The organism is Pseudomonas sp. B707 (assembly GCF_022496685.1).
Taxonomy (GTDB): domain Bacteria; phylum Pseudomonadota; class Gammaproteobacteria; order Pseudomonadales; family Pseudomonadaceae; genus Aquipseudomonas; species Aquipseudomonas paraglycinae.
In genome coordinates, this window is the sequence record NZ_WTVE01000008.1 from 34,193 (window position 1) to 55,903 (window position 21,711).

At 62.0% G+C, this 21,711-nt stretch carries 22 protein-coding genes; 12 read left to right on the top strand and 10 right to left on the bottom strand.

Annotation, left to right across the window (positions count from 1 at the left end; all coding sequences use genetic code 11):
• Positions 1-49: 49 nt before the first annotated feature.
• The gene (locus tag GQX66_RS02630; RefSeq protein WP_085745105.1) at positions 50-727 is read left to right on the top strand and encodes a response regulator transcription factor; all 678 of its coding nucleotides are present in this window, start codon (positions 50-52) and stop codon (positions 725-727) included.
• Complete coding sequence (locus tag GQX66_RS02635; RefSeq protein ID WP_085745104.1) at positions 724-2,070, top strand: ATP-binding protein; 1,347 nt, start codon at positions 724-726, stop codon at positions 2,068-2,070. The genes GQX66_RS02630 and GQX66_RS02635 overlap by 4 nt, the downstream gene beginning before the upstream one ends.
• An 86-nt stretch (positions 2,071-2,156) precedes the next feature.
• On the opposite strand, the gene GQX66_RS02640 is transcribed toward GQX66_RS02635, so the two are convergent.
• Positions 2,157-3,155 carry an AraC family transcriptional regulator gene (locus tag GQX66_RS02640; RefSeq protein WP_085745103.1) on the bottom strand — a complete coding sequence of 333 codons (999 nt, stop codon included), beginning with the start codon at positions 3,153-3,155 and terminating at the stop codon, positions 2,157-2,159.
• A 352-nt stretch (positions 3,156-3,507) separates the two neighbouring features.
• Between GQX66_RS02640 and GQX66_RS02645 the strand changes: the two genes are divergently transcribed.
• A complete protein-coding gene (locus tag GQX66_RS02645) occupies positions 3,508-4,842 on the top strand; it encodes a dicarboxylate/amino acid:cation symporter (protein WP_064383574.1) in 1,335 nt (444 codons plus the stop codon).
• A gap of 145 nt (positions 4,843-4,987) precedes the next feature.
• A complete protein-coding gene (locus tag GQX66_RS02650) occupies positions 4,988-6,169 on the top strand; it encodes a CaiB/BaiF CoA-transferase family protein (RefSeq protein WP_102688143.1) in 1,182 nt (393 codons plus the stop codon).
• Positions 6,170-6,177: 8 nt separating this feature from the next.
• On the opposite strand, the gene GQX66_RS02655 is transcribed toward GQX66_RS02650, so the two are convergent.
• A complete protein-coding gene (locus tag GQX66_RS02655; protein ID WP_007957760.1) occupies positions 6,178-6,672 on the bottom strand; it encodes a SprT family zinc-dependent metalloprotease in 495 nt (164 codons plus the stop codon).
• Between the two features lie 158 nt (positions 6,673-6,830).
• Positions 6,831-7,433 carry a Yip1 family protein gene (locus GQX66_RS02660; protein ID WP_007957761.1) on the bottom strand — a complete coding sequence of 201 codons (603 nt, stop codon included), beginning with the start codon at positions 7,431-7,433 and terminating at the stop codon, positions 6,831-6,833.
• A 289-nt stretch (positions 7,434-7,722) separates the two neighbouring features.
• Between GQX66_RS02660 and ttcA the strand changes: the two genes are divergently transcribed.
• Together ttcA and GQX66_RS02670 are read left to right on the top strand one after the other, a co-directional pair.
• Positions 7,723-8,547 (top strand): tRNA 2-thiocytidine(32) synthetase TtcA, encoded by an 825-nt coding sequence (ttcA, locus tag GQX66_RS02665; RefSeq protein ID WP_064598661.1) that lies wholly within the window; start codon positions 7,723-7,725, stop codon positions 8,545-8,547.
• A gap of 68 nt (positions 8,548-8,615) precedes the next feature.
• Positions 8,616-9,290: a DNA-3-methyladenine glycosylase I gene (locus GQX66_RS02670; protein WP_085683575.1), complete on the top strand. Its 675-nt coding sequence runs from the start codon at positions 8,616-8,618 to the stop codon at positions 9,288-9,290.
• Between the two features lie 86 nt (positions 9,291-9,376).
• Here GQX66_RS02670 and GQX66_RS02675 read toward each other — a convergent pair whose 3' ends face one another.
• Genes GQX66_RS02675 through arsC form a run of 3 tightly spaced genes read right to left on the bottom strand, consistent with a single transcriptional unit; the run spans position 9,377 to position 10,750 of the window.
• Positions 9,377-9,802 carry a DUF2069 domain-containing protein gene (locus GQX66_RS02675; RefSeq protein WP_011335491.1) on the bottom strand — a complete coding sequence of 142 codons (426 nt, stop codon included), beginning with the start codon at positions 9,800-9,802 and terminating at the stop codon, positions 9,377-9,379.
• A 1-nt stretch (position 9,803) separates the two neighbouring features.
• Positions 9,804-10,400 (bottom strand): NAD(P)H:quinone oxidoreductase, encoded by a 597-nt coding sequence (wrbA, locus tag GQX66_RS02680; protein WP_007957765.1) that lies wholly within the window; start codon positions 10,398-10,400, stop codon positions 9,804-9,806.
• Positions 10,397-10,750, bottom strand: coding sequence for an arsenate reductase (glutaredoxin) (gene arsC, locus GQX66_RS02685; RefSeq protein ID WP_011335489.1), 354 nt, complete (start codon positions 10,748-10,750; stop codon positions 10,397-10,399). The genes wrbA and arsC overlap by 4 nt, the downstream gene beginning before the upstream one ends.
• 114 nt (positions 10,751-10,864) lie before the next feature.
• Here arsC and GQX66_RS02690 point away from each other — a divergent pair, with 114 nt between their 5' ends.
• Positions 10,865-11,332, top strand: coding sequence for a TlpA disulfide reductase family protein (locus GQX66_RS02690; RefSeq protein WP_102688139.1), 468 nt, complete (start codon positions 10,865-10,867; stop codon positions 11,330-11,332).
• A 258-nt stretch (positions 11,333-11,590) separates the two neighbouring features.
• Here GQX66_RS02690 and GQX66_RS02695 read toward each other — a convergent pair whose 3' ends face one another.
• Both GQX66_RS02695 and GQX66_RS02700 read right to left on the bottom strand, forming a co-directional pair.
• Positions 11,591-11,995: an META domain-containing protein gene (locus tag GQX66_RS02695; RefSeq protein WP_039772881.1), complete on the bottom strand. Its 405-nt coding sequence runs from the start codon at positions 11,993-11,995 to the stop codon at positions 11,591-11,593.
• Positions 11,995-12,429 carry a hypothetical protein gene (locus GQX66_RS02700; protein ID WP_007957770.1) on the bottom strand — a complete coding sequence of 145 codons (435 nt, stop codon included), beginning with the start codon at positions 12,427-12,429 and terminating at the stop codon, positions 11,995-11,997. Before GQX66_RS02700 ends, GQX66_RS02695 begins: the two co-directional genes overlap by 1 nt.
• A gap of 133 nt (positions 12,430-12,562) precedes the next feature.
• On the opposite strand from GQX66_RS02700, the gene GQX66_RS02705 reads away from it, so the two are divergent.
• Positions 12,563-13,003 (top strand): hypothetical protein, encoded by a 441-nt coding sequence (locus GQX66_RS02705; RefSeq protein WP_085607393.1) that lies wholly within the window; start codon positions 12,563-12,565, stop codon positions 13,001-13,003.
• A 10-nt stretch (positions 13,004-13,013) separates the two neighbouring features.
• On the opposite strand, the gene GQX66_RS02710 is transcribed toward GQX66_RS02705, so the two are convergent.
• Both GQX66_RS02710 and GQX66_RS02715 read right to left on the bottom strand, forming a co-directional pair.
• The gene (locus GQX66_RS02710; RefSeq protein WP_240866085.1) at positions 13,014-14,003 is read right to left on the bottom strand and encodes a 2-hydroxyacid dehydrogenase; all 990 of its coding nucleotides are present in this window, start codon (positions 14,001-14,003) and stop codon (positions 13,014-13,016) included.
• Between the two features lie 83 nt (positions 14,004-14,086).
• Positions 14,087-16,840 carry a response regulator gene (locus GQX66_RS02715; RefSeq protein WP_240866088.1) on the bottom strand — a complete coding sequence of 918 codons (2,754 nt, stop codon included), beginning with the start codon at positions 16,838-16,840 and terminating at the stop codon, positions 14,087-14,089.
• Between the two features lie 216 nt (positions 16,841-17,056).
• On the opposite strand from GQX66_RS02715, the gene GQX66_RS02720 reads away from it, so the two are divergent.
• From GQX66_RS02720 to rlmD, 4 genes are all read left to right on the top strand, one after another.
• The gene (locus GQX66_RS02720; RefSeq protein ID WP_240866091.1) at positions 17,057-17,779 is read left to right on the top strand and encodes a response regulator transcription factor; all 723 of its coding nucleotides are present in this window, start codon (positions 17,057-17,059) and stop codon (positions 17,777-17,779) included.
• Positions 17,766-19,190 carry a sensor histidine kinase gene (locus tag GQX66_RS02725; protein ID WP_240866093.1) on the top strand — a complete coding sequence of 475 codons (1,425 nt, stop codon included), beginning with the start codon at positions 17,766-17,768 and terminating at the stop codon, positions 19,188-19,190. Before GQX66_RS02720 ends, GQX66_RS02725 begins: the two co-directional genes overlap by 14 nt.
• A 171-nt stretch (positions 19,191-19,361) precedes the next feature.
• Positions 19,362-20,264, top strand: coding sequence for a cysteine synthase CysM (cysM, locus tag GQX66_RS02730; RefSeq protein WP_102688136.1), 903 nt, complete (start codon positions 19,362-19,364; stop codon positions 20,262-20,264).
• Positions 20,264-21,697: a 23S rRNA (uracil(1939)-C(5))-methyltransferase RlmD gene (gene rlmD, locus GQX66_RS02735; protein WP_240866098.1), complete on the top strand. Its 1,434-nt coding sequence runs from the start codon at positions 20,264-20,266 to the stop codon at positions 21,695-21,697. Before cysM ends, rlmD begins: the two co-directional genes overlap by 1 nt.
• The last annotated feature ends 14 nt before the right edge of the window (positions 21,698-21,711 follow it).

The window sequence follows — 21,711 nt, forward strand, 5'->3', positions numbered from 1 at the left end:
CATGTGAGGCGAAAGCCTTTGGAGTTGTCGATTTACCCGGGAGAGCGTCATGAAACTGTTGGTCGTCGAAGATGAAGCGCTGTTGCGCCATCACCTGCAAACCCGCCTGACGGAGAGCGGTCACGTGGTCGAGTCCGTGGCCAATGCCGAAGAGGCGTTGTACCAGACCGGGCAATTCAACTTTGACCTGGCGGTGATCGACCTTGGACTGCCGGGCATGAGTGGCCTCGACCTGATCCGCCAGCTGCGCTCGGGCGCCAAGACGTTTCCGATCCTGATCCTCACCGCGCGCGGCAACTGGCAGGACAAGGTCGAAGGTCTGGCAGCCGGGGCTGACGATTATCTGGTCAAGCCGTTCCAGTTCGAAGAACTTGAAGCGCGGCTCAATGCGTTGCTGCGCCGCTCCAGCGGTTTCACCCAGTCGACCATCGTCGCCGGCCCGCTGTTGCTGGACCTCAATCGCAAGCAGGCGACCCTCGACGAGCAACCGCTGGCGCTGACCGCCTACGAGTACCGGATCCTCGAATACCTCATGCGCCATCACCAGCAGGTGGTGCCCAAGGATCGGTTGATGGAGCAGTTGTACCCGGATGACGACGAGCGCGATCCGAACGTGATCGAAGTGCTGGTCGGCCGTTTGCGCCGCAAGCTCGAAGGTCCGGCCGGGTTCAAGCCGATCGACACCGTGCGCGGCCTCGGTTACCTGTTCAATGAGCGCTGCACTTGATCCGTTCCCTTCGCGTCCGGCTGATGCTTGCCGCCACGACCCTGGCGGTGTTGTTCATGCTCGCGTTGCTCCCGGCGATGCAGGGCGCGTTCAGCCTGGCGCTGCAGGACTCGATCGAACAGCGGCTGGCGTCCGATGTCACCACGCTGATCTCCGCCGCACGGGTTGAAAACAACCGCTTGATGATGCCGGCACAATTGCCCGACGAGCGCTTCAACCTCACGGACAATCGCCTGCTCGGCTACATCTATGACCGCGAAGGGCATCTGGTCTGGCGTTCGAAGGGCACCCAGGAAGAGAAGATCAACTACACGCCGCGCTACGACGGCCTCGGCAACGAGTTCGCGCGGATCCGCGAAGCCAACGGGCAGGAATTCTTCGTCTATGACGTCGAAGTCAAACTGCTTGGCGGCAAAAGTGCAGCCTTCAGTATCGTGGCCCTGCAACCGGTGCGCGAATACGAAACCACCCTCGAAGGCCTGCGGGAAAATCTCTACCTCGGTTTTGGCGCGGCATTGCTGGTGCTGCTGGCGCTGCTGTGGATCGGCCTGACCTGGGGCCTGAAAGCCTTGCGCCGGCTCAGTCAGGAACTCGACGAAATCGAAGGCGGAACCCTCGAAAGCCTCAGCGAACAGCACCCGCGTGAACTGCTGCGCCTGACCGGTTCCCTCAACCGCTTGCTGCACAGCGAACGCCAGCAGCGCAGCCGGTACCGCGACTCCCTCGACGATCTGGCCCACAGCCTGAAAACCCCGCTGGCGGTATTGCAAGGCGTCAGCGAAGACATGGCCCAGCGCCCCGAAGACCGCGATCAGGCGTGGGTGCTGCAAACCCAGATCGAACGCATGAGCCAGCAGATCGGCTATCAGTTGCAACGCGCCAGCCTGCGCAAAAGCGGTCTGGTGCGCCATCAGGTGCGCCTGCGCCCGGTGCTGCAAAGCCTGTGCGACACGCTGGACAAGGTCTACCGCGACAAACACGTGCGCGTCGCCTTCGATCTGCCGGAGCACTGTTACGTGCCGATCGAGCAGGGCGCCTTGCTGGAAATGATGGGCAACCTGCTGGAAAACGCCTATCGCCTGTGTCTGGGCGAAGTGCGCATCAGCGTGCGTGAAAGCCATTCCGGAATGGAGCTGTGCATCGAAGACGACGGCCCCGGCGTACCACCGGATCAGCGCGCACGGATTCTCGAACGCGGCGAACGCCTGGATCGCCAGCACCCAGGGCAGGGGATCGGGCTGGCAGTGGTCAAGGACATCATCGAGAGCTACAGCGCGAAACTGACGCTGGGCGATTCACCGATGGGCGGGGCGGCGTTCAGAATTCATTTTCCTGCGGTGTGAAAACGATCGGCCCTCACCCTAACCCTCCCGAAACGTCGGACCGCCCAGAGGGAGGGTTAGGGTGAGGGGGCTTTTGATCTTTGGCCTCACTGCTCCTGCGCCCGATAAGCCCCCGGCGTCAGCCCCGTCCACTTCTTGAACGCCCGATGAAACGCCGACGGCTCGGAAAACCCGAGCTGTTCGGCGATCTGTTGCAACGACAGATCGGCCCGCCCCAGGTGATAAATTGCGATGTCCCGGCGCAACTGATCCTTCAATTCCTGAAAACTGGTGCCTTCCTCGCGCAGATGCCGGCGCAAGGTTTGCGGGCTGATGTGCAGGTGCGCGGCAACTGCTTCGAGGTCCGGCCAGCGTGCGCTGTCGTGGCTGAGCAAACGGCGCAGCCGGCTGCTCAGGCTGTTGCCGTCGTCCGGGCGGGACAGCAGGTCGGCGGGGGAGCGTTCGAGGAAATGCTTGAGGGTGCGTTCATCCTGCAACAGCGGCATGTGCAGATAACGGCTGTGAAACACCAGGCTGCTTTGCGTTGCCGAAAATTCCAGCGGGCAGGAAAACAGCAGATCGTATTCCGCCCCGTGCGCCGGTTTCGGGTAGCTGAAGCTCGCCTGTTCCAGACGAATCCGCTGGCCGATCAGCCAGCTGCCGAGGCGATGCCAGATCACCAGCAGGCTCTCGCTGAGAAAGTGATCCGGGTCCCACAACTGCGCATCGTCGAGGCTCAGGCGTACCCATTCGTCTTCATGGCTCAGGGTCAGGCACGGGGCTTCGGGGAATAGGCTATAAAACAATAAGCCGCGTTGCAGAGCCTTCTCCAGGCTGCGGCAATGGATGATGGCGTGGCACATCATGGCGAAGCTGCCAGGTTTGCTCGGAGCGTTGCCAAAACCCAGGTATTCGTCGTCCAGGGCCAGCCACAGGTTCTGGATCAGTTGGGTGAATTGTTCCGGGGCGATCCGCGCGCGCGGCTCGTCGAGCAGTTCGGGGCTGATGCCCAGTTGCTGCAGCAGGTCCGAGTAGTCGTAACCCGAGCGCCGCGCGCCACCGAGGGCGGCGCGGGCAAAGTGACTGGCGATGGTGCGTTCGCGCATGAGCGGCAGATCCTTCCTCTGGCGACCGATGGTAGCGGCTGCCTTTGATCGGTAACAAGGCGGATTTCCGCCAAATTGTAGGACGAGGTCGGGCGAGTTGGCGGAAATCCGCCACACTTGAGTAACCGAACGGTGACACAGAAAAAGCCGGATCCCCTGATATCAAAAGGCTTGCAGCGATTTGCACCAAAGTGGCACGACGTTTGCGATAAGAGCGACAGAAGCGTGCGCCGAGCCGGTCCGGAAAGCGCCGTTCGACACAACAAATCCCTCCAGTGCAGGAGGGTTCGCAATTCAGGTTTCGCGTTCAACAGATGGATGTTGCCACGCGGGACTCTTGAGGAACTTTGCAATGACGACTCGTCAGCCACTGTACAAATCCCTGTATTTCCAGGTGATCGTCGCAATCTGTATCGGTATTGCGCTCGGCCACTACTACCCGCAGTTCGGCGTGGCCGTAAAGCCGCTGGGTGACGGGTTCATCAAACTGATCAAAATGATCATCGCCCCGATCATCTTCTGCACCGTGGTCAGCGGCATCGCCGGCATGCAGAACATGAAATCGGTCGGCAAGACCGGCGGTTACGCACTCCTGTACTTCGAAATCGTTTCGACCATCGCCCTGCTGGTCGGCCTGATCGTGGTCAACATCGTGCAACCGGGCAACGGGATGCACATCGACGTCAGCACCCTCGATGCCTCGAAAGTCGCGACCTATGTTGCTCAAGGCGCAGACCAGAGCGTTGTCGGCTTCCTGCTCAACGTGATCCCGACCACCATCGTCGGCGCGTTCGCCACCGGTGACATTCTGCAAGTGCTGATGTTCTCGGTGATCTTCGGTTTCGCCCTGCATCGCCTGGGTGCCTACGGCAAGCCGATCCTGGACTTCATCGATCGCTTCGCCCACGTGATGTTCAACATCATCAACATGATCATGAAGCTCGCGCCAATCGGTGCCTTCGGTGCGATGGCGTTCACCATCGGTGCCTACGGCGTCGGCTCGCTGGTGCAGCTGGGTCAACTGATGATCTGCTTCTACATCACCTGCCTGGCGTTCATCCTGATCGTGCTCGGCGGTATCGCCCGCATGCACGGCTTCAGCGTGCTGAAGATGATCCGCTACATCCGTGAAGAGCTGCTGATCGTGCTGGGTACTTCCTCCTCGGAATCGGTACTGCCACGCATGCTGATCAAGATGGAGCGTCTGGGCGCGAAGAAATCGGTGGTAGGTCTGGTGATCCCGACCGGCTACTCGTTCAACCTCGACGGCACCGCGATCTACCTGACCATGGCGGCCGTGTTCATCGCTCAGGCGACCGACACCCACATGGACATCACTCACCAGATCACTCTGCTGGTGGTGTTGCTGCTGTCCTCCAAAGGCGCAGCCGGTGTGACCGGTTCGGGCTTCATCGTACTGGCGGCCACCCTGTCGGCCGTAGGTCACCTGCCGGTGGCCGGTCTGGCGCTGATCCTGGGTATCGACCGCTTCATGTCCGAAGCCCGCGCCCTGACTAACCTGGTCGGCAACGCCGTAGCGACCATCGTCGTGGCCAAGTGGGTCAAGGAGCTGGACACCGACGTGCTGCAATCCGAGCTGGCCTCGGGCGGTCGTGGTATCTCCGACGAGCGTGAAGAAGATGACCTGGGCGTGGCCGAAGGCCCGACCCCGAGCAATGTGAAGTAAGCATCGCTTGAATGGAAAAACCCGCTTCGGCGGGTTTTTTCTTGCCTGCTGTTTGAGCGCAACGGTCAGCGCAACTGATGGATCCGGTAATTGCCCCATCGCCGATGGCTGCCTAGGCTGCATGCATCGTTGATGGAGATTGCCCATGTCTGCACCGCTGGCCTCACTGAAGATTCTGGATTTCTCGACCCTGCTGCCGGGGCCGTTTGCCTCGCTGCTGCTGGCGGATATGGGCGCCGAAGTGCTGCGCATCGAATCGCCGACCCGCCTCGACCTGGTGCGGGTGTTGCCGCCTCACGATCACGGCGTCTCGGCCAGTCACGCTTATCTCAACCGCAACAAGCGCAGCCTGGCGCTGGACCTCAAGCAGCCCGAGGCGTTGGAGCTGGTGAAGCAGTTGCTGGTGAATTACGACATCGTGCTGGAACAGTTTCGCCCCGGTGTGATGGAGCGGCTGGGGCTGGGTTACGAGGCGCTGAAGGCGATCAATCCGAAGCTGATTTATGTGTCGATCACCGGTTACGGCCAGACCGGACCGTACAAGGATCGCGCCGGCCACGACATCAACTATTTGGCGCTGGCCGGGCTCTCCAGCTACACCGGCCGCGCCGACAGCGGGCCGTTGCCGCTGGGCATGCAGGTGGCGGATGTCGCCGGCGGCTCGCTGCACGGGGTGATCGGCTTGTTGGCGGCGGTGATTTCCCGCCAGCAGACCGGGCAGGGCACCCATCTGGATGTGAGCATGACCGATTGCGCGTTCAGCCTGAACGCCATGGCCGGTGCCGGGTATCTGGCCTGCGGCGAGGAGCCGGGCTGGGAGGATCAGATGCTCAATGGCGGCAGCTTCTACGATTACTACCGCTCCCGCGACGGGCGCTGGATGTCGGTGGGCAGTCTGGAACCGGCCTTCATGCAGCAACTGTGTGCGGCGCTGGGCCGGCCGGAACTGGCGGCGCAGGGCTTGTCGCCCAAACCCGAGCAGCAGCGGGCGCTCAAGGACGCCTTGAAGGTCGAGTTCGAGAAGCATGACTTTGCCGAACTGTGCGAGCTGTTCGCCGGGATCGATGCCTGCGTCGAGCCGGTGTTGAACCTGGGCGAGGCGGTGCAGCATCCGCAATTGCAGGCGCGGGAACTGGTGACCCAGGTGCCCCGCGGTGATGGCACGGTGCAGGCGCAGATCGCCTGTCCGCTGAAGTTTTCCGAGGCGTTGCCGGCGCCGCGGCATGTGGGGGCAGCGCTGGGGCAGCATACAGATCAGGTGTTGACGGAGTTGGGGTTGAGTCCTGAGCGGATTGCCGAATTACGCGCCGCGAAAGTCATCGCGTAGCTCGTGGGTTACTCGACCCGCATCTCGCCACTGAACACCAATGTGTTGCGACAGCGCCGGCACAGATAGCGCCGACCCTGCCTGACCAGGCTATGGCGCTGCGCCGAAAACGGAAAATCGCTATCGGCACACGGGCATTTATAGATGTAGCGGGTCACGCTGCGGCGTTTGACTTCATAGGTATGGCAGCGGTCCGGCGGCAATTCGTAAACGCCGCGCATGATCAGTTGCCACTCCTCGCCGTGGGGCTGGATGCGGTCGCCGAACAGTTGATGGGCGATCAGGTGCGCGACTTCGTGGGCCACGGTCTGCTTGAGGAAATGTTCGGTGTTTTCCCGGTACAGCTGCGGATTGAAGCGCAGCAGGTTCTCGTGCAGATGCGCGACCCCGGCTTTTTGCCCGCGCAGCTTGAGGCTCACCACGGGGCGTTTGAAGGGACGTTTGAAAAAGGATTCAGCGAGTTGGAAACAGTCTTCGACGCGGGTATTGAGTTGCTCGGGCATGCTTGATGGATCTCCAGAGATTTGGAGTATGCCGCAACCTTTCGGCGTTGCGTATCGCCAAACTGCCGAATGGTCGCGACGTTCATTCCAGGCATGAGAAGGCCGCCTTGCGGCGGCCTGTGTTGGCGGATCTTGTTCTTCTCGGGAGGAACCGGTCGTTAATTGGTGTAGACAGGCCCCACGCCCAGACCCCAGACAATCACGGTAAACGCCATGATGGCGACCAGCACCACCAGACCCACCGCCAGCACCGAGCTGGAAAACAGGAAACCCTCGTCGGACGGAATGTTCATGAAGGTCGGCAGCCCCACATACAACAGGTAAACCGTGTAGCAGATGGCCGCCGTGCCGACGATCATCCCCAGCCACATGTGTGGATAGAGCGCCGCCAGCCCGCCGACGAACAACGGTGTCGCGGTGTAGGTGGCAAATGCCACGCAACGGGCCAGGCTCGGGTTGGCGTCATAGGTGCGGGCCATCCAGTGCACGAAGGCACCCATGACCGCGACTCCGCCGAGCATTGCCAGGTAAGACATGATCGTCATCCACAACGCGCTTTCGACGGTGAGCATCACCGGTGCGCGGTTGCCGATCACCCAGCCGACCTGAGTCGTGCCGATAAATGCCGAAACAGCGGGGATCGCCGCCAGAATCAGCGTGTGCGTCAGGTACATGTGGCTGATGCTTTCTTCCTGGTCGCCACGGATTTCCTTCCATTCCTGATCGGGGTGGGTAAAAAGTCCCACTACGTGATGGATCATGCCAGTCACTCCTCTCGTTATTGCCATCGCCCCCCAGCGGAGCGCCTACGGGCCAATGCGGCCGAGCAAATACAGGTCTTCAGATTGTGTGCGACCTTATGTCGCAGTATAGAAAGGTCTTAACCGCACAGGTGATAGGGGCTTAGAGCAAATCGCGCTGTAAAACCTCGGGGTAATCGCGTCGGGGTCTGTGGAAGCAGGCACTCGAGGGGGCGACAACCTGTGGCCACAAGCCAAGTGTTTTTGCGTAAAATGCCCGCCTTTCGTCACACCTCACGGATTTCGCGTCATGGGCACTCTTACGGTCAACCAGAACAAACTGCAAAAGCGCCTGCGCCGCCTGGCCGGCGAAGCCGTCACCGACTTCAACATGATCGAAGACGGCGACAAAGTCATGGTCTGCCTGTCCGGGGGCAAGGACAGCTACACCATGCTCGACGTGCTGATGCACCTGCAGAAGGTTGCACCGATCAAGTTCGAGATCGTCGCCGTGAACATGGACCAGAAGCAGCCGGGTTTCCCCGAGCACGTGCTGCCGGCCTACCTGAAAGAGCTGGGCATCGAGTACCACATCGTCGAGAAGGACACCTACTCGGTGGTCAAGGAGCTGATCCCGGAAGGCAAGACCACCTGCTCGCTGTGCTCGCGCCTGCGTCGCGGCACGCTGTACACCTTCGCCGACGAAATCGGCGCGACCAAAATGGCCCTCGGTCATCACCGCGACGACATCGTCGAGACGTTCTTCCTCAACATGTTCTTCAACGGCAGCCTCAAGGCCATGCCGCCGAAGCTGCGCGCCGACGACGGCCGCAACGTGGTGATCCGTCCGCTGGCCTACTGCAACGAGAAAGACATCCAGGCCTACTCGGACTTCAAGCAATTCCCGATCATTCCGTGCAACCTCTGCGGTTCCCAGGAAAACCTGCAACGCCAGGTGGTCAAGGAAATGCTGGTGGACTGGGAACGCAAGACCCCGGGCCGCACCGAAAGCATTTTCCGCAGCCTGCAGAACGTGATCCCGTCGCAGTTGGCTGACCGTAACCTGTTTGATTTCACCAGCCTGAAGATCGACGAGACGGCGGCTTCGCGTTTCGTCAATGTGGTGAACCTGTAAGTGATCTGATCGCTCGAAAGAAACGGCGCTCGCGGGCGCCGTTTTCAATTCATTTTTTAGGAGAGGGCATGCGCGACTACAAGTGGCTGCACGAATACTGTCTGAACCGCTTCGGTTCGGCGGCTGAACTGGAAGCCCATCTGCCCGTTCCCAAGACCCCGGCGCAACTGCGCAAGATCAGCGACGACCGTTATCTCTCGACCATGGCCCTGCGGGTGTTTCGTGCCGGGCTCAAGCACAGTCTGGTGGACGCCAAGTGGCCGGCCTTCGAAGAAGTGTTCTTCAAGTTCGACCCGGAAAAGGTCGTGCTGATGAGCGCCGAACACCTTGAGCGACTGATGCAGGATGCGCGGATCATCCGTCACCTGGGCAAGCTCAAGAGCGTGCCGCGCAATGCGCAGTTCATTCTGGACGTCGAGAAAGAGAAGGGCAGCTTCGGTGCGTTGCTCGCGGACTGGCCGGTGACCGACATCGTCGGTTTGTGGACCTACCTGAAAAAGCACGGCCATCAATTGGGCGGGCTGTCGGCGCCTCGGTTTTTGCGGATGGTTGGCAAGGACACCTTCGTGCCGAGCTACGACGTGGTCGCGGCGCTGAATGCACAGAAGATCGTCGACAAGGTGCCGAGCAGCCTGCGGGATCTGGCGACGGTGCAGAACGCATTCAACCAGTGGCATGAAGAGAGCGGTGGACGGCCGATGAGTCAGATCTCGATGATGCTGGCTTACACCGTCAATCATTGAGTTCAAAGCGATCGTTCCCACGCAGAGCGTGGGAACGATCCCGGCAGACTCGGTGAACTCGGTTAGCTCGGCGATCTGGCGAGCAGTCAGGCGACGGAGACTTCGCCTTCGCCCGCCAGTTTGCGATTCAGCTGATACCGCCACCGCACATACAACAGCGCCGAGCAGAACACCGCCAGACTGGCGATCATCTCCAGCACGCCGAACAGCTGCCGGCTCGGGTCATACGCCGCCAGCGCGCCTTTGATGAAATATAGATTCACCACAAAGCACATCCACGAATGCCCGCGTGCGCTGCCCATGATCATCCCCGGTGCGAGGACGATCCACGGGATCAGCTCGATCAGCAGAATCACCCACGGCCGCGCGCCGTGCAGGTCGGCGAACACCAGGTAATAAGCGGCGAGCAATCCGGCCAGGCCGAAAAAGCACAGCAGACTGATCACCCGCATCGCCCGCACCCGTGGCTCCAGCCACTCGACGGCGGGCAGGACTTTCGGCTTTCTGGCCATCTCAGTTCCCCAGTTTCTGGGCCGTCTTGGCCAGACGTGCGCCGAGGGCGCGGCACAGCGCCACTTCGTGCTGATCGAGACCACTTTTACCGTCGGCCCCGGCGTGATGGCTGGCGCCGTAAGGCGTGCCGCCGCCCTGGGTTTCCAGCAGCGCCGATTCGCTGTAAGGCAGGCCGGTGATCAGCATGCCGTGGTGCAGCAGCGGCAGCATCATCGACAGCAGGGTGGTTTCCTGACCGCCGTGCAGGCTGGCGGTGGACGTGAACACTCCGGCCGGCTTGCCGACCAGTGCGCCGGTCAGCCACAGGTTGCTGGTGCCGTCGAGGAAGTACTTGAGCGGCGCGGCCATGTTTCCGAAACGGGTCGGGCTGCCGAGGGCCAGGCCGGCGCAGTTCTTCAGGTCATCCAAAGTGGCGTACAGCGCGCCTTCATCCGGAATGTCCGGTGCCACGGCTTCGCACTCGGTGGAGATCGCCGGCACGGTGCGCAGGCGCGCTTCGAGACCGGCCTGCTCGACGCCACGGGCAATCTGCCGGGCCATCTCGTTGGTCGAGCCGCTGCGGCTGTAATACAGAACCAGAATGTACGGCGCACTCACGGCAGCAGCTCCAGGATCTGCTCCGGTGGACGGCCGATGACGGCTTTGTCGCCGGCTTCGAGAATCGGTCGCTCCATTAACTTCGGATGGGCCGCGATCGCTTCAATCAATTGTTTCTCGGTGAGACTGGCATCGGCCAGGTTCAGGGTCTTGTATTCGTCTTCGCCGGTGCGCAGCAGTTGCCGTGCGCTGATTCCCAGCTTGCCGAGCAGCGCCTTGATCTGCGCGGCGTCCAGCGGGGTTTCGAGGTAGCGCACCACGTTTGGCGTCAGGCCACGGGCTTCGAGCAGTTCGAGCGCACCGCGGGATTTCGAGCAGCGCGGGTTGTGATAAAGCGTCAGATCGGTCATGGGCGGGTCGCTTCTTGCGTAGAGTGGCGGCTATTCTAACTGTGCAGCGCGCAATCCAGAACCGTGGGAGGCGATGGGTCGCAGGCGCATTCAATTTTTCACAAGGAACACGACATGACACGGGCACTGGCAGCGGCATTGACGATCATCGGGGCGTTGATGCTGGGGGGCTGCGGTAACGACTACGGCATCGACCAGAACGGGCAGAAAGTGGCGTCCGAGCGCCTCGACAAACAATGGGTCGTGCTCAATTACTGGGCCGAATGGTGCGGCCCGTGCCGCACGGAAATCCCGGAACTCAATCACCTGGCGGACGAACTCAAGGGCAAGAAGATCGGCGTGTTCGGGGTCAATTTCGACAACGTGCAGGGTGAAGAGCTGAAGAGCGCCAGCGAGAAGCTGGGCATCAAGTTCACCGTGCTGGCGCAGGACCCGGCGGAATTGTTCGAACTGCCGCGCAGTGAAGCCTTGCCGGTGACTTACATCATCGACAACAAGGGCAAGGTGCGGGAACAGTTGATGGGCGAGCAGACGGCGGCGGGGGTGATGGCGAAGCTTGAGGCGTTGCAGGCTACAAATTGAGTTGCCGCTAAAAAGCATCCCTCACCCCAGCCCTCTCCCGGAGGGAGAGGGGGCCGACCGAGGTGTCTGGCGATTTCCATCGACCTGGAAGATCAGGTCGACTGAAGATTCGTCAGAGTGGAATCCGGTTGGTTATGGATTCGGTGAAGGTCTTTCAGGTCGGCGTATCTCTCCAATATCCCCCAATCAGTCCCCTCTCCCTTTGGGCGGTCCGACGTTTCGGGAGGGTTAGGGTGAGGGGCTTGGCGATCTAAAGGATCAGCCTTCTTCCAGCCACCAGCGCAACGGCTTGCCTTCAGCCGGCCAGAAGCGCATCTGCTCGATCGGCGAGATGTCCCAGCGCTCCACGTGCTCCAGGGCCTGGAGGAAGCGTTGCTCCTGCTCCATCAGCGCCGGGGCACACAGTTTGCGGGTCTTGCCGATCTTGCCGAAGCTCAGCTTGTCGCCTTCCAGAGTGTACGGCGCGAACCAGTGGTTGCAGCCGCCATTACCGTACGCCCGGCCATCATCGCCGAGGGTCACGGTCAGGTGGCTGTAGTCCATCAGCGGACGCTCGCCGATCCATTCCAGAATGTAGCTGCGGTTCTGTTGCAGTTGCACAGGTTCCGCGGCGCAACCCATCAGGCCGGCGCCGACAACGGCGGTCAGGGCCAGGTGTTTCATCACGCCGGCTCCTGGCATTTCGGGCACAGGTGCTTGTCGCCGACGGCTTTCCAGCCCAGCTCCGCAATACGTGCCGTGGCGGCCGGTTTTTCCGCAGGTTTGCCGAGCTTGGCGTCCACGGCGAATTCGAAGCTCAGCTCCTTGGCGCAGCTGTCGCAGTTGACCTGCCAGGTGTGGATCGCCAGTTCACCGAACACCGGGCCGGTGGTCATGGCAGTCCATTGACCCGGCGGGTTGATCAGGTGGCGGACGGTGTCGACGGTCAGGCGCATGGACAAGTCCTTGCTGCCTTTGAGGGTCACGACCAGCACGTCGCCGATGCGGATCGAGCCACCGTTGCCGGTGACCTGATAACGGCCCGGAACCAGGGCGCGGCATTCGGTGAGGGTGTGTTGCGGGTTCATCAGGGTGTAGCGGAAATCGTGTTCGACCATGGGTCCTCCAAATATGCGCGACATGCTAGCACGGGCTTGATTGCAGAATGATGCGCGCGTGCGACCTTCGATCCGGTTCAAATCGACACCGCAGTCGTGGCAAACTGCCGCCTTCATTTTCAAGGAACGGAACATGGCGCTGATCGAATGTTATGAATGCAAGCGGAGCATCAGCTCGGAAGCCACGGCGTGCATTCATTGCGGGGCTCCACTGGCAGATGCACAGGCTCCTCACGCCGAAAAGGGCGCGTCGACGATTTCCTTTGGCAGCCTGCCGCGTAACAAGGCAGTGCCCGAGGCCTTCGTTCCGCCGCCGGCCCCCGAGCGGCCGAAGATCATGCCGGCCGCGGCGGGGCGACGCCGTCGTTCGCAGCCTGTCGAACCGGTGTTGAACCCGGACGGTTCGCGCCCGGTGGAAGGCTGGCTGAAAATCATGGCGTTTCTGATGCCGCTGGTGTTTGTCTGGTTCCTGCTGCGCAGCGGCCACTCCCTCAAGCAACGTTTGCTGGGGTTCGGCTGGCTGGCGCTGTTGATCCTGTGCGTGGCGATTACCCCGACGCCGCCCCCGGTCTGAGTCCGATCGCTCAGCCTTCGACCTGGTTCTGCGGCGTACCCGCCGCCCAGGTCGCAATGTTGTGCAAGGTGGTCGCGGCAATCGCGCCCAGCGCCTCATGGGTCAGGAATGCCTGATGCGCGGTGACAATCACATTCGGGAAGGTCAGCAGCCGCGCCAGCACGTCATCTTGTAGCGGCAGGTCGGAGCGATCCTCGAAGAACAGCTGCGCCTCCTCTTCATACACATCCAGTCCCAGATAACCGAGTTGGCCGTCCTTCAGGGCGTCGATCAGCGCCGGCGTGTCCACCAGACCGCCGCGCCCGGTGTTGATCAGCATCGCCCCCGGTTGCATGTGCGCCAGCGAATCGCGGTTGATCAGGTGTTTGCTCTGTTCGTTGAGCGGGCAGTGCAGGCTGATGATCCGTGCTTGCGCCAGCAGGTCCGGCAGGCTCAGGTAGCGAGCGCCCATCGCTTCGACGGCAGGGTTCGGATAAGGGTCGTAGGCCAGCAGTTCGCAGCCGAAGCCGTGCATGATCTTCGCGAAGGTCGCGCCGATCTGTCCGGTGCCGACGATGCCGACGGTTTTGCCCACCAGATCGAAACCGGTGAGCCCGTGCAGGCTGAAATCACCTTCGCGGGTGCGGTTGTAGGCGCGATGCAAGCGCCGGTTGAGGGCGAGGATCAACGCCACCGCATGTTCGGCCACCGCATGGGGCGAGTAGGCCGGTACGCGCACGACGGCCAGCCCCAGACGTTTGGCGACGGCCAGATCCACATGGTTGTAGCCGGCCGAACGCAAGGCGATCAGGCGAGTGCCGCCCGCGGCCAGACGCTCCAGCACCGGGGCGCTGAGGTCATCGTTGATGAACGCGCAGACTACTTCGTGATGTTCGGCCAGCGCTGCGGTATCGAGACTGAGCCGGGCTGGCTGGAAGTGCAGTTCGATCCCGGCCGGGCAGTCGGCGGCGAGGAAACTGTCGCGGTCGTAGGTCTGGCTGCTGAAAACGATCGTGCGCATGAAATCCTCCTGGAGCATCGACGCGGGCGCAAATCACCCGCGACAACTTTAGCTGCGTCGGCGTTGACCGGCATTGCCGTGGATCAGGCGCTGATCTTCGCCTGGGCCGCCAGACGATTGATCGCCCGCTCCAGCTCGTCCAGCGCGGTCGAGGCTTTGGGATCCTGCTGCTTGAGCAGGGTTTCGCTGCGCTGGCAGGCGGCGCGCAATTGCGGCACGCCGCAGTAACGGGTGGCACCATGCAGGCGGTGCACCCGTTCCAGCAGACCGTTCTGATCCTGACTGTCGCGGGCGGTGCGAATGGCTTCGCGATCGGCCTCGAGCGAGGCCAGCAGCATCGCCAGCATGTCTGCCGCCAGATCCGCCTTGCCGGCGGCCAGGCGCAAACCTTCTTCGTGATCGAGTATCGGCAGTTCCTGATTGCCCAGCAGGCTTTCGCCGCCACGGTCCGGCGCCTGATTGCGCAACGCCAGGCCCGTCCACTTCAGCACGACTTGCGCCAGTTGCCGCTCGCTGATCGGCTTGGTCAGGTAGTCGTCCATGCCGCTTTGCAGCAGCGCGCGTTTTTCATTGGCCATGGCGTGGGCGGTGAGGGCGACGATCGGCAGCGGCGTGCAATGCCGCTCGCTTTCCCACTGGCGGATGGTTTCGGTGCTCTGGCGTCCGTCCATGCCGGGCATCTGCACGTCCATCAGCACCAGATCGAAGGTTTCGTTCTGCACCGCCTTGACCGCGGCGTAACCGCTTTCCACGGCCAGCACCTTGGCGCCCATGTCTTCGAGCAGTGTCTGCACCAGCAAGAGGTTGGCCGGGTTGTCGTCGACGCACAGCACTTTCGGCGCGCGGCTCGACAACGGTTCGCCCGGTTCGCTGCGCGGCTGGCGCGGGTTGACCATGTCCGACAAGGCCCGGCGCAGTTTGCGGGTGCAGGCGGGTTTCGATTGCAACTGACTGTGAGGGTTGGGCACCGAAAGGTGATACAGCGTCAGTTCGGTGGTCGGGCACAACACCAGCACTCGGCAACCAAGGTGCTCAAGGTCCCAGATGTGCTGGTTGAGGCGCTCCGGCGGCATGTCGTTACTGGTGATGCCGAGCACCGCCAGATCAATGGCCTGATCGGTTTGATGGGCGCCGGTAACGCCATTGGTCAGGCTTTCCAGGGTATTGAACGGCGTGACATCGAGGCCGCAATCTTCCAGTTGATGCTGCAGGGCCTGACGCGCCAGTTCATGGTTTTCCAGCACCGCCACCCGGCGCCCGAGCAGTGGCGCGCAAGGCAGGTCTTCGGCGTCGTCGCGGGTCTTGGGCAGGTTCAGGCTGATCCAGAATTCCGAACCTTCGCCCGGCGTGCTGTCGACGCCGATCTCGCCGCCCATCTGCTCGATCAGGCGCTTGGAAATCACCAGCCCCAAACCGGTGCCGCCGGGCTGGCGCGACAGCGAGTTGTCCGCCTGGCTGAACGCCTGAAACAACGCGCGCACGTCCTCGTTCGACAAACCGATGCCGGTGTCCTGAATGCTGATGCGCAACTGCACGCTGTCGTCGTTTTCTTCTTCGAGCATGGCGCGGGCGACGATGGTGCCTTCGCGGGTGAACTTGATCGCATTGCTCACCAGATTTGTCAGGATCTGCTTGAGCCGCAGCGGATCGCCGACCAGCGACAACGGCGTGTCGCGGTACACCAGACTCACCAGTTCCAGCTGCTTGGCGTGAGCAGCGGGGGCGAGGATGGTCAGGGTGTCCTGCAACAGGTCGCGCAGGTTGAACGGGATATGGTCGAGCACCAGTTTGCCAGCCTCGATCTTCGAGAAATCGAGGATCTCGTTGATGATCCCCAGCAGGCTGTCGGCGGACTTTTCGATGGTGCCCAGGTAGTCGAGCTGGCGCGGGGTCAGCTCGCTTTTCTGCAACAGGTGGGTGAAACCGAGAATGCCGTTGAGCGGTGTGCGGATCTCGTGACTCATGTTGGCGAGGAATTCGGATTTGATCCGGCTCGCTTCCAGCGCTTCCTTGCGGGCCAGGTCCAGCTCGATGTTCTGGATCTCGATGGTTTCCAGGTTCTGGCGCACGTCTTCGGTGGCCTGATCGACGCTGTGCTGCAATTCTTCGCGGGCGTTTTGCAGGGTGCCGGCCATGCGGTTGATGCCGGACGCCAGTTCATCCAGCTCCTGACTGCCCAATGGCGGCAGACGGGTTTCCAGGTGACCGTCCTTGAGCTGCGCGACGGCCTGTTTGATCTGGCTCAGCGGGCGGTTGATCGTGCGGCCCATGCGCAAGGCCAGCAAGGCGGCGCCGGCCAGACCCGCGCCGATCAGCAGCAGGCTGGCGAACAGGCTTCGATAGCCGCGCAACAGCATGCCGTTGTGCGACAGCTCCAGTTCGACCCAGCCGAGCAGGCGGTCGGACTCTTGCGGGATCAGTTCGCCGGCGAGGTTGCGGTGTTTACCGAAAACCGGCAGCAGATAGCGCGTGGCGTCGTTGCCGCTGCGTCGCAGCAAATGCGCGCTGTCGCCGCTGGGCGCCTGATTGAGCATGGTCGGGCCGGCGTGGGCGAGTGGCGAGCGGTCGGGCGCGAGGAAGGTCACGGCGCGCACGTCCGGTTGTTCGAGAGACTGGGTGGCGATGCGCTCGAGCAGTTCGGCATCGCCGTGGCCCATGGCCGGTGCTACCAGCGGAGCCAGTTGTTCGGCGATCATTTCGCCGCGCTGCATCAGTTGGGTTTGCAGGTCGGACTGCTGCGTCCAGGTGAAATACCCGCCCAGCACCAGTGCCATCAGGCTGGTCGGCAACAGGGTCAGCAACAATACGCGACCTTTGATTCCCAGTTTCTTGAGCACGCCTTTCTCCTGCATCCCGCTGATCGTTGACTCACACGTGCGTCCGGCACGCGGTATCGGCGCAGTGTAGCGATTTGCTTGCGGGCAATCTTGGGAAAAATGATGTCGTGGTGGTTCACTCGCAGGCCGGTCATCTGTCCGACAGGTCAAGCTTGGGTTGCCGGGCGCCGGGCAATCTTGAATAATCGCCCAACTGAGAATTATTTGCAGATAGTCATGACTCCTGTCTCTATTGGCCAACCCCGCATTCTTTCCATCGAAGACGATCCCGTCCTCGGTGCCTATGTCCATGAACAACTGGGTCGCAGCGGCTTCCAGGTCACCTGGTGCCAGAACGGCAGCGAAGGCCTGAGCATTGCCCGGCGCCAGCCGTTCGATGTGGTGCTGATGGACATTCTGTTGCCGGGGCTGGACGGTCTGAACGTCCTGACCCAACTGCGTCAGAGCCATTCCACGCCGGTGCTGCTGATGTCAGCCCTCGGTGCCGAAGCCGACCGTATCAGCGGGTTTCGCCTCGGCGCAGACGACTATTTGCCCAAGCCCTTCAGCATGGCCGAGCTGCATGTGCGGATCGAAGCGATCCTGCGCCGGGTCGCCCTCGACCGTCGTCCGGCGGCCATCGCCCCGGTGGTGCCGGCGGGCGGGCTGCGTTTCGACGATGAGCAGTGCGACGTGTTCTACCGCGATCAACCCACCGGCCTGACCCGCAGCGAATACCGCCTGCTGGAAACCCTCAACCGCAACGACGAGGAAGTGCTGAGCAAGGCCTTCCTTTATCAGCATGTTCTTCAGCGTGGTTATGCCGCCCACGACCGCAGCCTCGACATGCACATCAGCCAGATCCGCCGCAAACTCAAGTCGGTCGGCTACACCGAGCGTGAAGTGCGCACGGTGTGGGGCAAGGGTTACGTCCTGAGTGCCGTCGATGAAAGTGTCTGACCTGCCGGGCCGGCACTCGCTGTTCTGGAAACTCGCCTGCCTGCTGGTGGCGTTCTGTCTGCTGATGATCTGGCTGAGCTGGTCCTGGGGCCGGTACATGGAACAGCGCAACCAGTTCCTCTCCGACGACGCCCGCCGCACGCTGAGCCGTTATGCCGCCGAGGCCGAACGCGCCTGGCAGCAGGGCGAGCGCGATGGCATCGATAGCTGGTTGCAAAGCATGGAATTGCGTGAGGCCGGTTGGGTCGGCGTGATCGGTGGCAATCTGCAGTCGCTGGGCAGCCAGCCGTTGAGCACTCAAGAGCTTCAGCACCTGACTTTCCTGCGAGGCCTTGACTGGCCGATTCACAAAAAGGGCCGGCCGTGGCTGCGGGTCCCGTTCCCCACTGACCCGACTGCCGGCAGTCTGGTGATCGAGTTGCCCGAGCGATTCCTGCCGGGGAAATACCGGGTGTTCTGGCGCGTCATCACCAACGGTGTGATTCCCGGTCTGTTCACCTTGCTGCTGTGCGTCGGCCTGTATCGCCTGCTGGTGGTGCCGCTGAACAATCTTCGCGAGCAGGCCAATGCCTGGCGCGCCGATCAATTGAATGTGCGGTTGTCGAGCGGCATCACCCAGCGCCCCGATGAGCTCGGTGAACTGGCCCGCGCCTTCGACTCGATGTCCGAACGCCTGCAATCCACCGTCGCCCTGCAACAGCAGCTGCTGCGCGATTTGTCCCACGAACTGCGTACGCCTCTGAGCCGGTTGCGGGTCGCCAGCGAAAGCGAGCAGCAACTGCAACCGTTGCGCGAGCGCATCGGTCGCGAAGTCGACGTGATGCAGCGGTTGGTGGAAGACACCCTGCAACTGGCCTGGCTCGACACCGAACGCGCACCGTTGCCGGACGAAGCGATTCAGATTCAGGCGCTATGGGAAATGCTCACCGAAAACGCCTGCTACGAAAGTTGCTGCCCGATCAGGCAGTTGCAGTGCGGGGTTGAAGCTTCCTGCTGGGTGCGCGGCAATCTCAACACCCTGGCCCAGGCTCTGGAAAACATCCTGCGCAATGCGATTCGCCATTCGCCACCGGGAGGCATCGTGCGGCTCGATGGTCGGCGAGATGGCGATTACTGGCACCTGTGGCTGGAGGACGAGGGCGGCGGCGTGGACGAGGCGGATCTGGAACGGATCTTCTCGCCCTTCATTCGCCTCGACGGCTCGCGGCCGGGGGACGGTGGATTTGGTCTGGGACTGAGCATCGCGAGGAACGCGGTGCAACGCCAGGGCGGAACCCTGTGGGCCGAGAACGGCCCGTCGGGATTGCGACTGAATCTGCGGTTGGTGGCGGATGACAGTGCTGTCGCTCCCGACGCCATCGCTGGCAAGCCAGCTCCGACTGTGGACATGAGCCGCCCGCGGATTGTGTGAGCGGCACAGGAAAGTGTCAGCACTGCTGACACTCTTTTAAAAAGTCGCACCACTGGCGCGACTTTTATTGCTTATTCCAAGAAACCATAAGCACCACACTTTGCGTGATATGGCCTGCGCAGGTTTGCCGGTATGATAGGCGCCCCCGCTGTCCGGATTGCGAAAAACGCCATGACCTTGCAGTACCCAACCATCGCCGATTGCGTCGGCAACACGCCGCTGGTGCGTTTGCAGCGCCTGCCCGGTGTCACCAGCAACACCCTTTTGCTCAAGCTCGAAGGGAACAACCCGGCGGGTTCGGTCAAGGATCGTCCGGCGCTGTCGATGATCACCCGTGCCGAGTTGCGCGGGCAGATCCACGAAGGCGATACGCTGATCGAAGCGACCTCGGGCAACACCGGGATCGCCCTGGCGATGGCCGCCGCGATCAAGGGTTACAAGATGATCCTGATCATGCCGGACAACTCCAGCGCCGAGCGTAAAGCGGCGATGACCGCGTACGGCGCGCAGCTGATTCTGGTCAGCCAGGAAGAGGGCATGGAAGGCGCTCGCGATCTCGCCCAGCGGATGGAAGCCGAAGGCCGTGGCAAGGTGCTGGATCAGTTCGCCAACGGCGACAATCCTGAAGCGCACTACACCACCACCGGCCCGGAAATCTGGCGTCAGACCCAGGGCTCCATCACCCATTTCGTCAGCTCCATGGGCACCACCGGCACCATCATGGGCGTGTCGCGCTACCTCAAGGAGCAGAACGACAACGTGCAGATCGTCGGCCTGCAACCGATGGAAGGCTCGGCCATTCCCGGCATCCGCCGCTGGCCGCAGGAATACCTGCCGAAGATCTATCAGGCCGAGCGTGTCGACCGCATCGTCGACATGGCGCAAAGTGAAGCCGAAGACGTCACTCGTCGTCTGGCCCGCGAAGAAGGCATCTTCTGTGGCGTGTCCTCGGGCGGTGCGGTGGCAGCGATGCTGCGCCTGTCCAAAGAAGTTGAAAACGCGGTGATCGTTGCGATCATCTGCGACCGTGGCGACCGTTACCTGTCGACCGGCATTTTCGACGCGCCCAACTGATGGCCAAGCACGAGAGAGGCCTGCGCTTCCAGCCCACCGGCGGCAGCAAGGCCCCGCAAATCCCGACCGGCAAAAAGCAGCGTTTGAGCATCGAGCGCCTGGCCAATGACGGTCGCGGCATCGCGTTTTTTGAAGGCAAAACCTGGTTCGTCCTCGGCGCCCTCGCGGGTGAAGAGGTCGAAGCGCGGGTGCTTGGTGCCCACGGCAAAGTGGTCGAGGCGCGCACCGAGCGCGTATTCACCGCCAGTGAATTGCGCCGTTCCGCACCTTGCCAGCACGCCGGCCGTTGCGGCGGTTGCAGCGTTCAGCATCTGCCCCACAACGAACAGCTTGCCCTGAAACAGCGCATGCTCGCCGAGCAGTTGTCGCGAGTTGCCGGTGCCGAACCCGAGGAGTGGGCGGCGCCGTTGACCGGTCCAGAATTCGGCTACCGTCGCCGCGCCCGGATCGCCGTACGCTGGGACAGCAAGGCCAAAAAGCTTGAAGTCGGTTTCCGTGCCGCCGGCAGTCAGGACATCGTCGCGATCAGCGAATGCCCGGTGCTGGTACAGCCCTTGCAGCCGATCATGACCCGCTTGCCGGAGATGCTTCGTCGCTTGAGCAAACCTCAGGCGCTGGGGCATGTCGAATTGTTCAGTGGCTCGTCACTCGCCGTTCTGCTGCGTCACATGGCGCCGCTGTCCGAGGCTGACCTGACGATCCTCAAGGATTTCTGCGCGTTCCATGAAGCGCAACTCTGGCTGCATGGCGAAGGCGAGCCGCAGCCGGTGGATGATGCACTGTCGCTCGGCTATCGCCTGGAACAATGGGATCTGCAACTGGCCTACCGGCCGGGGGATTTCATTCAGGTCAATGCCGGGGTCAACGAGGCCATGGTGGCGCAAGCGCTGGACTGGTTGAAAACGACGAGCGATGAGCGCGTGCTCGACCTGTTTTGCGGTCTGGGCAACTTCGCCCTGCCGCTGGCGAAAGCCGCGCGTGAAGTGGTGGCGGTCGAAGGCGTGCAGACCATGGTCGATCGCGCGGCGGCCAATGCCGCTAGCAACAATTTGCATAACACAAAGTTTTTTCAGGCCGATTTATCCCAGCCTTTGACCGATGCCCAGTGGATCGGAAACGGCTTTTCTGCGGTACTCTTGGACCCACCGCGCGACGGTGCTTTCGAGGTGGTGCGCAAGCTGGCGACCCTGGGCGCCAAACGGTTGGTGTACGTGTCGTGCAACCCTGCAACTCTGGCGCGCGATACGGTCGAATTGATCAAGCAGGGCTACCGGTTAAAACGTGCCGGGATTCTCGATATGTTTCCTCAGACGGCACATGTCGAGGCCATGGCGTTATTTGAAGCGAGCCAGGATGGCTCGTCTGATCCGACTGGGTCGTCCGTAGCGCTCGCATTGGCCCCGCGAGCGCGAACGGGCATTGACGGTCAGTGATTTGACGCATTGAA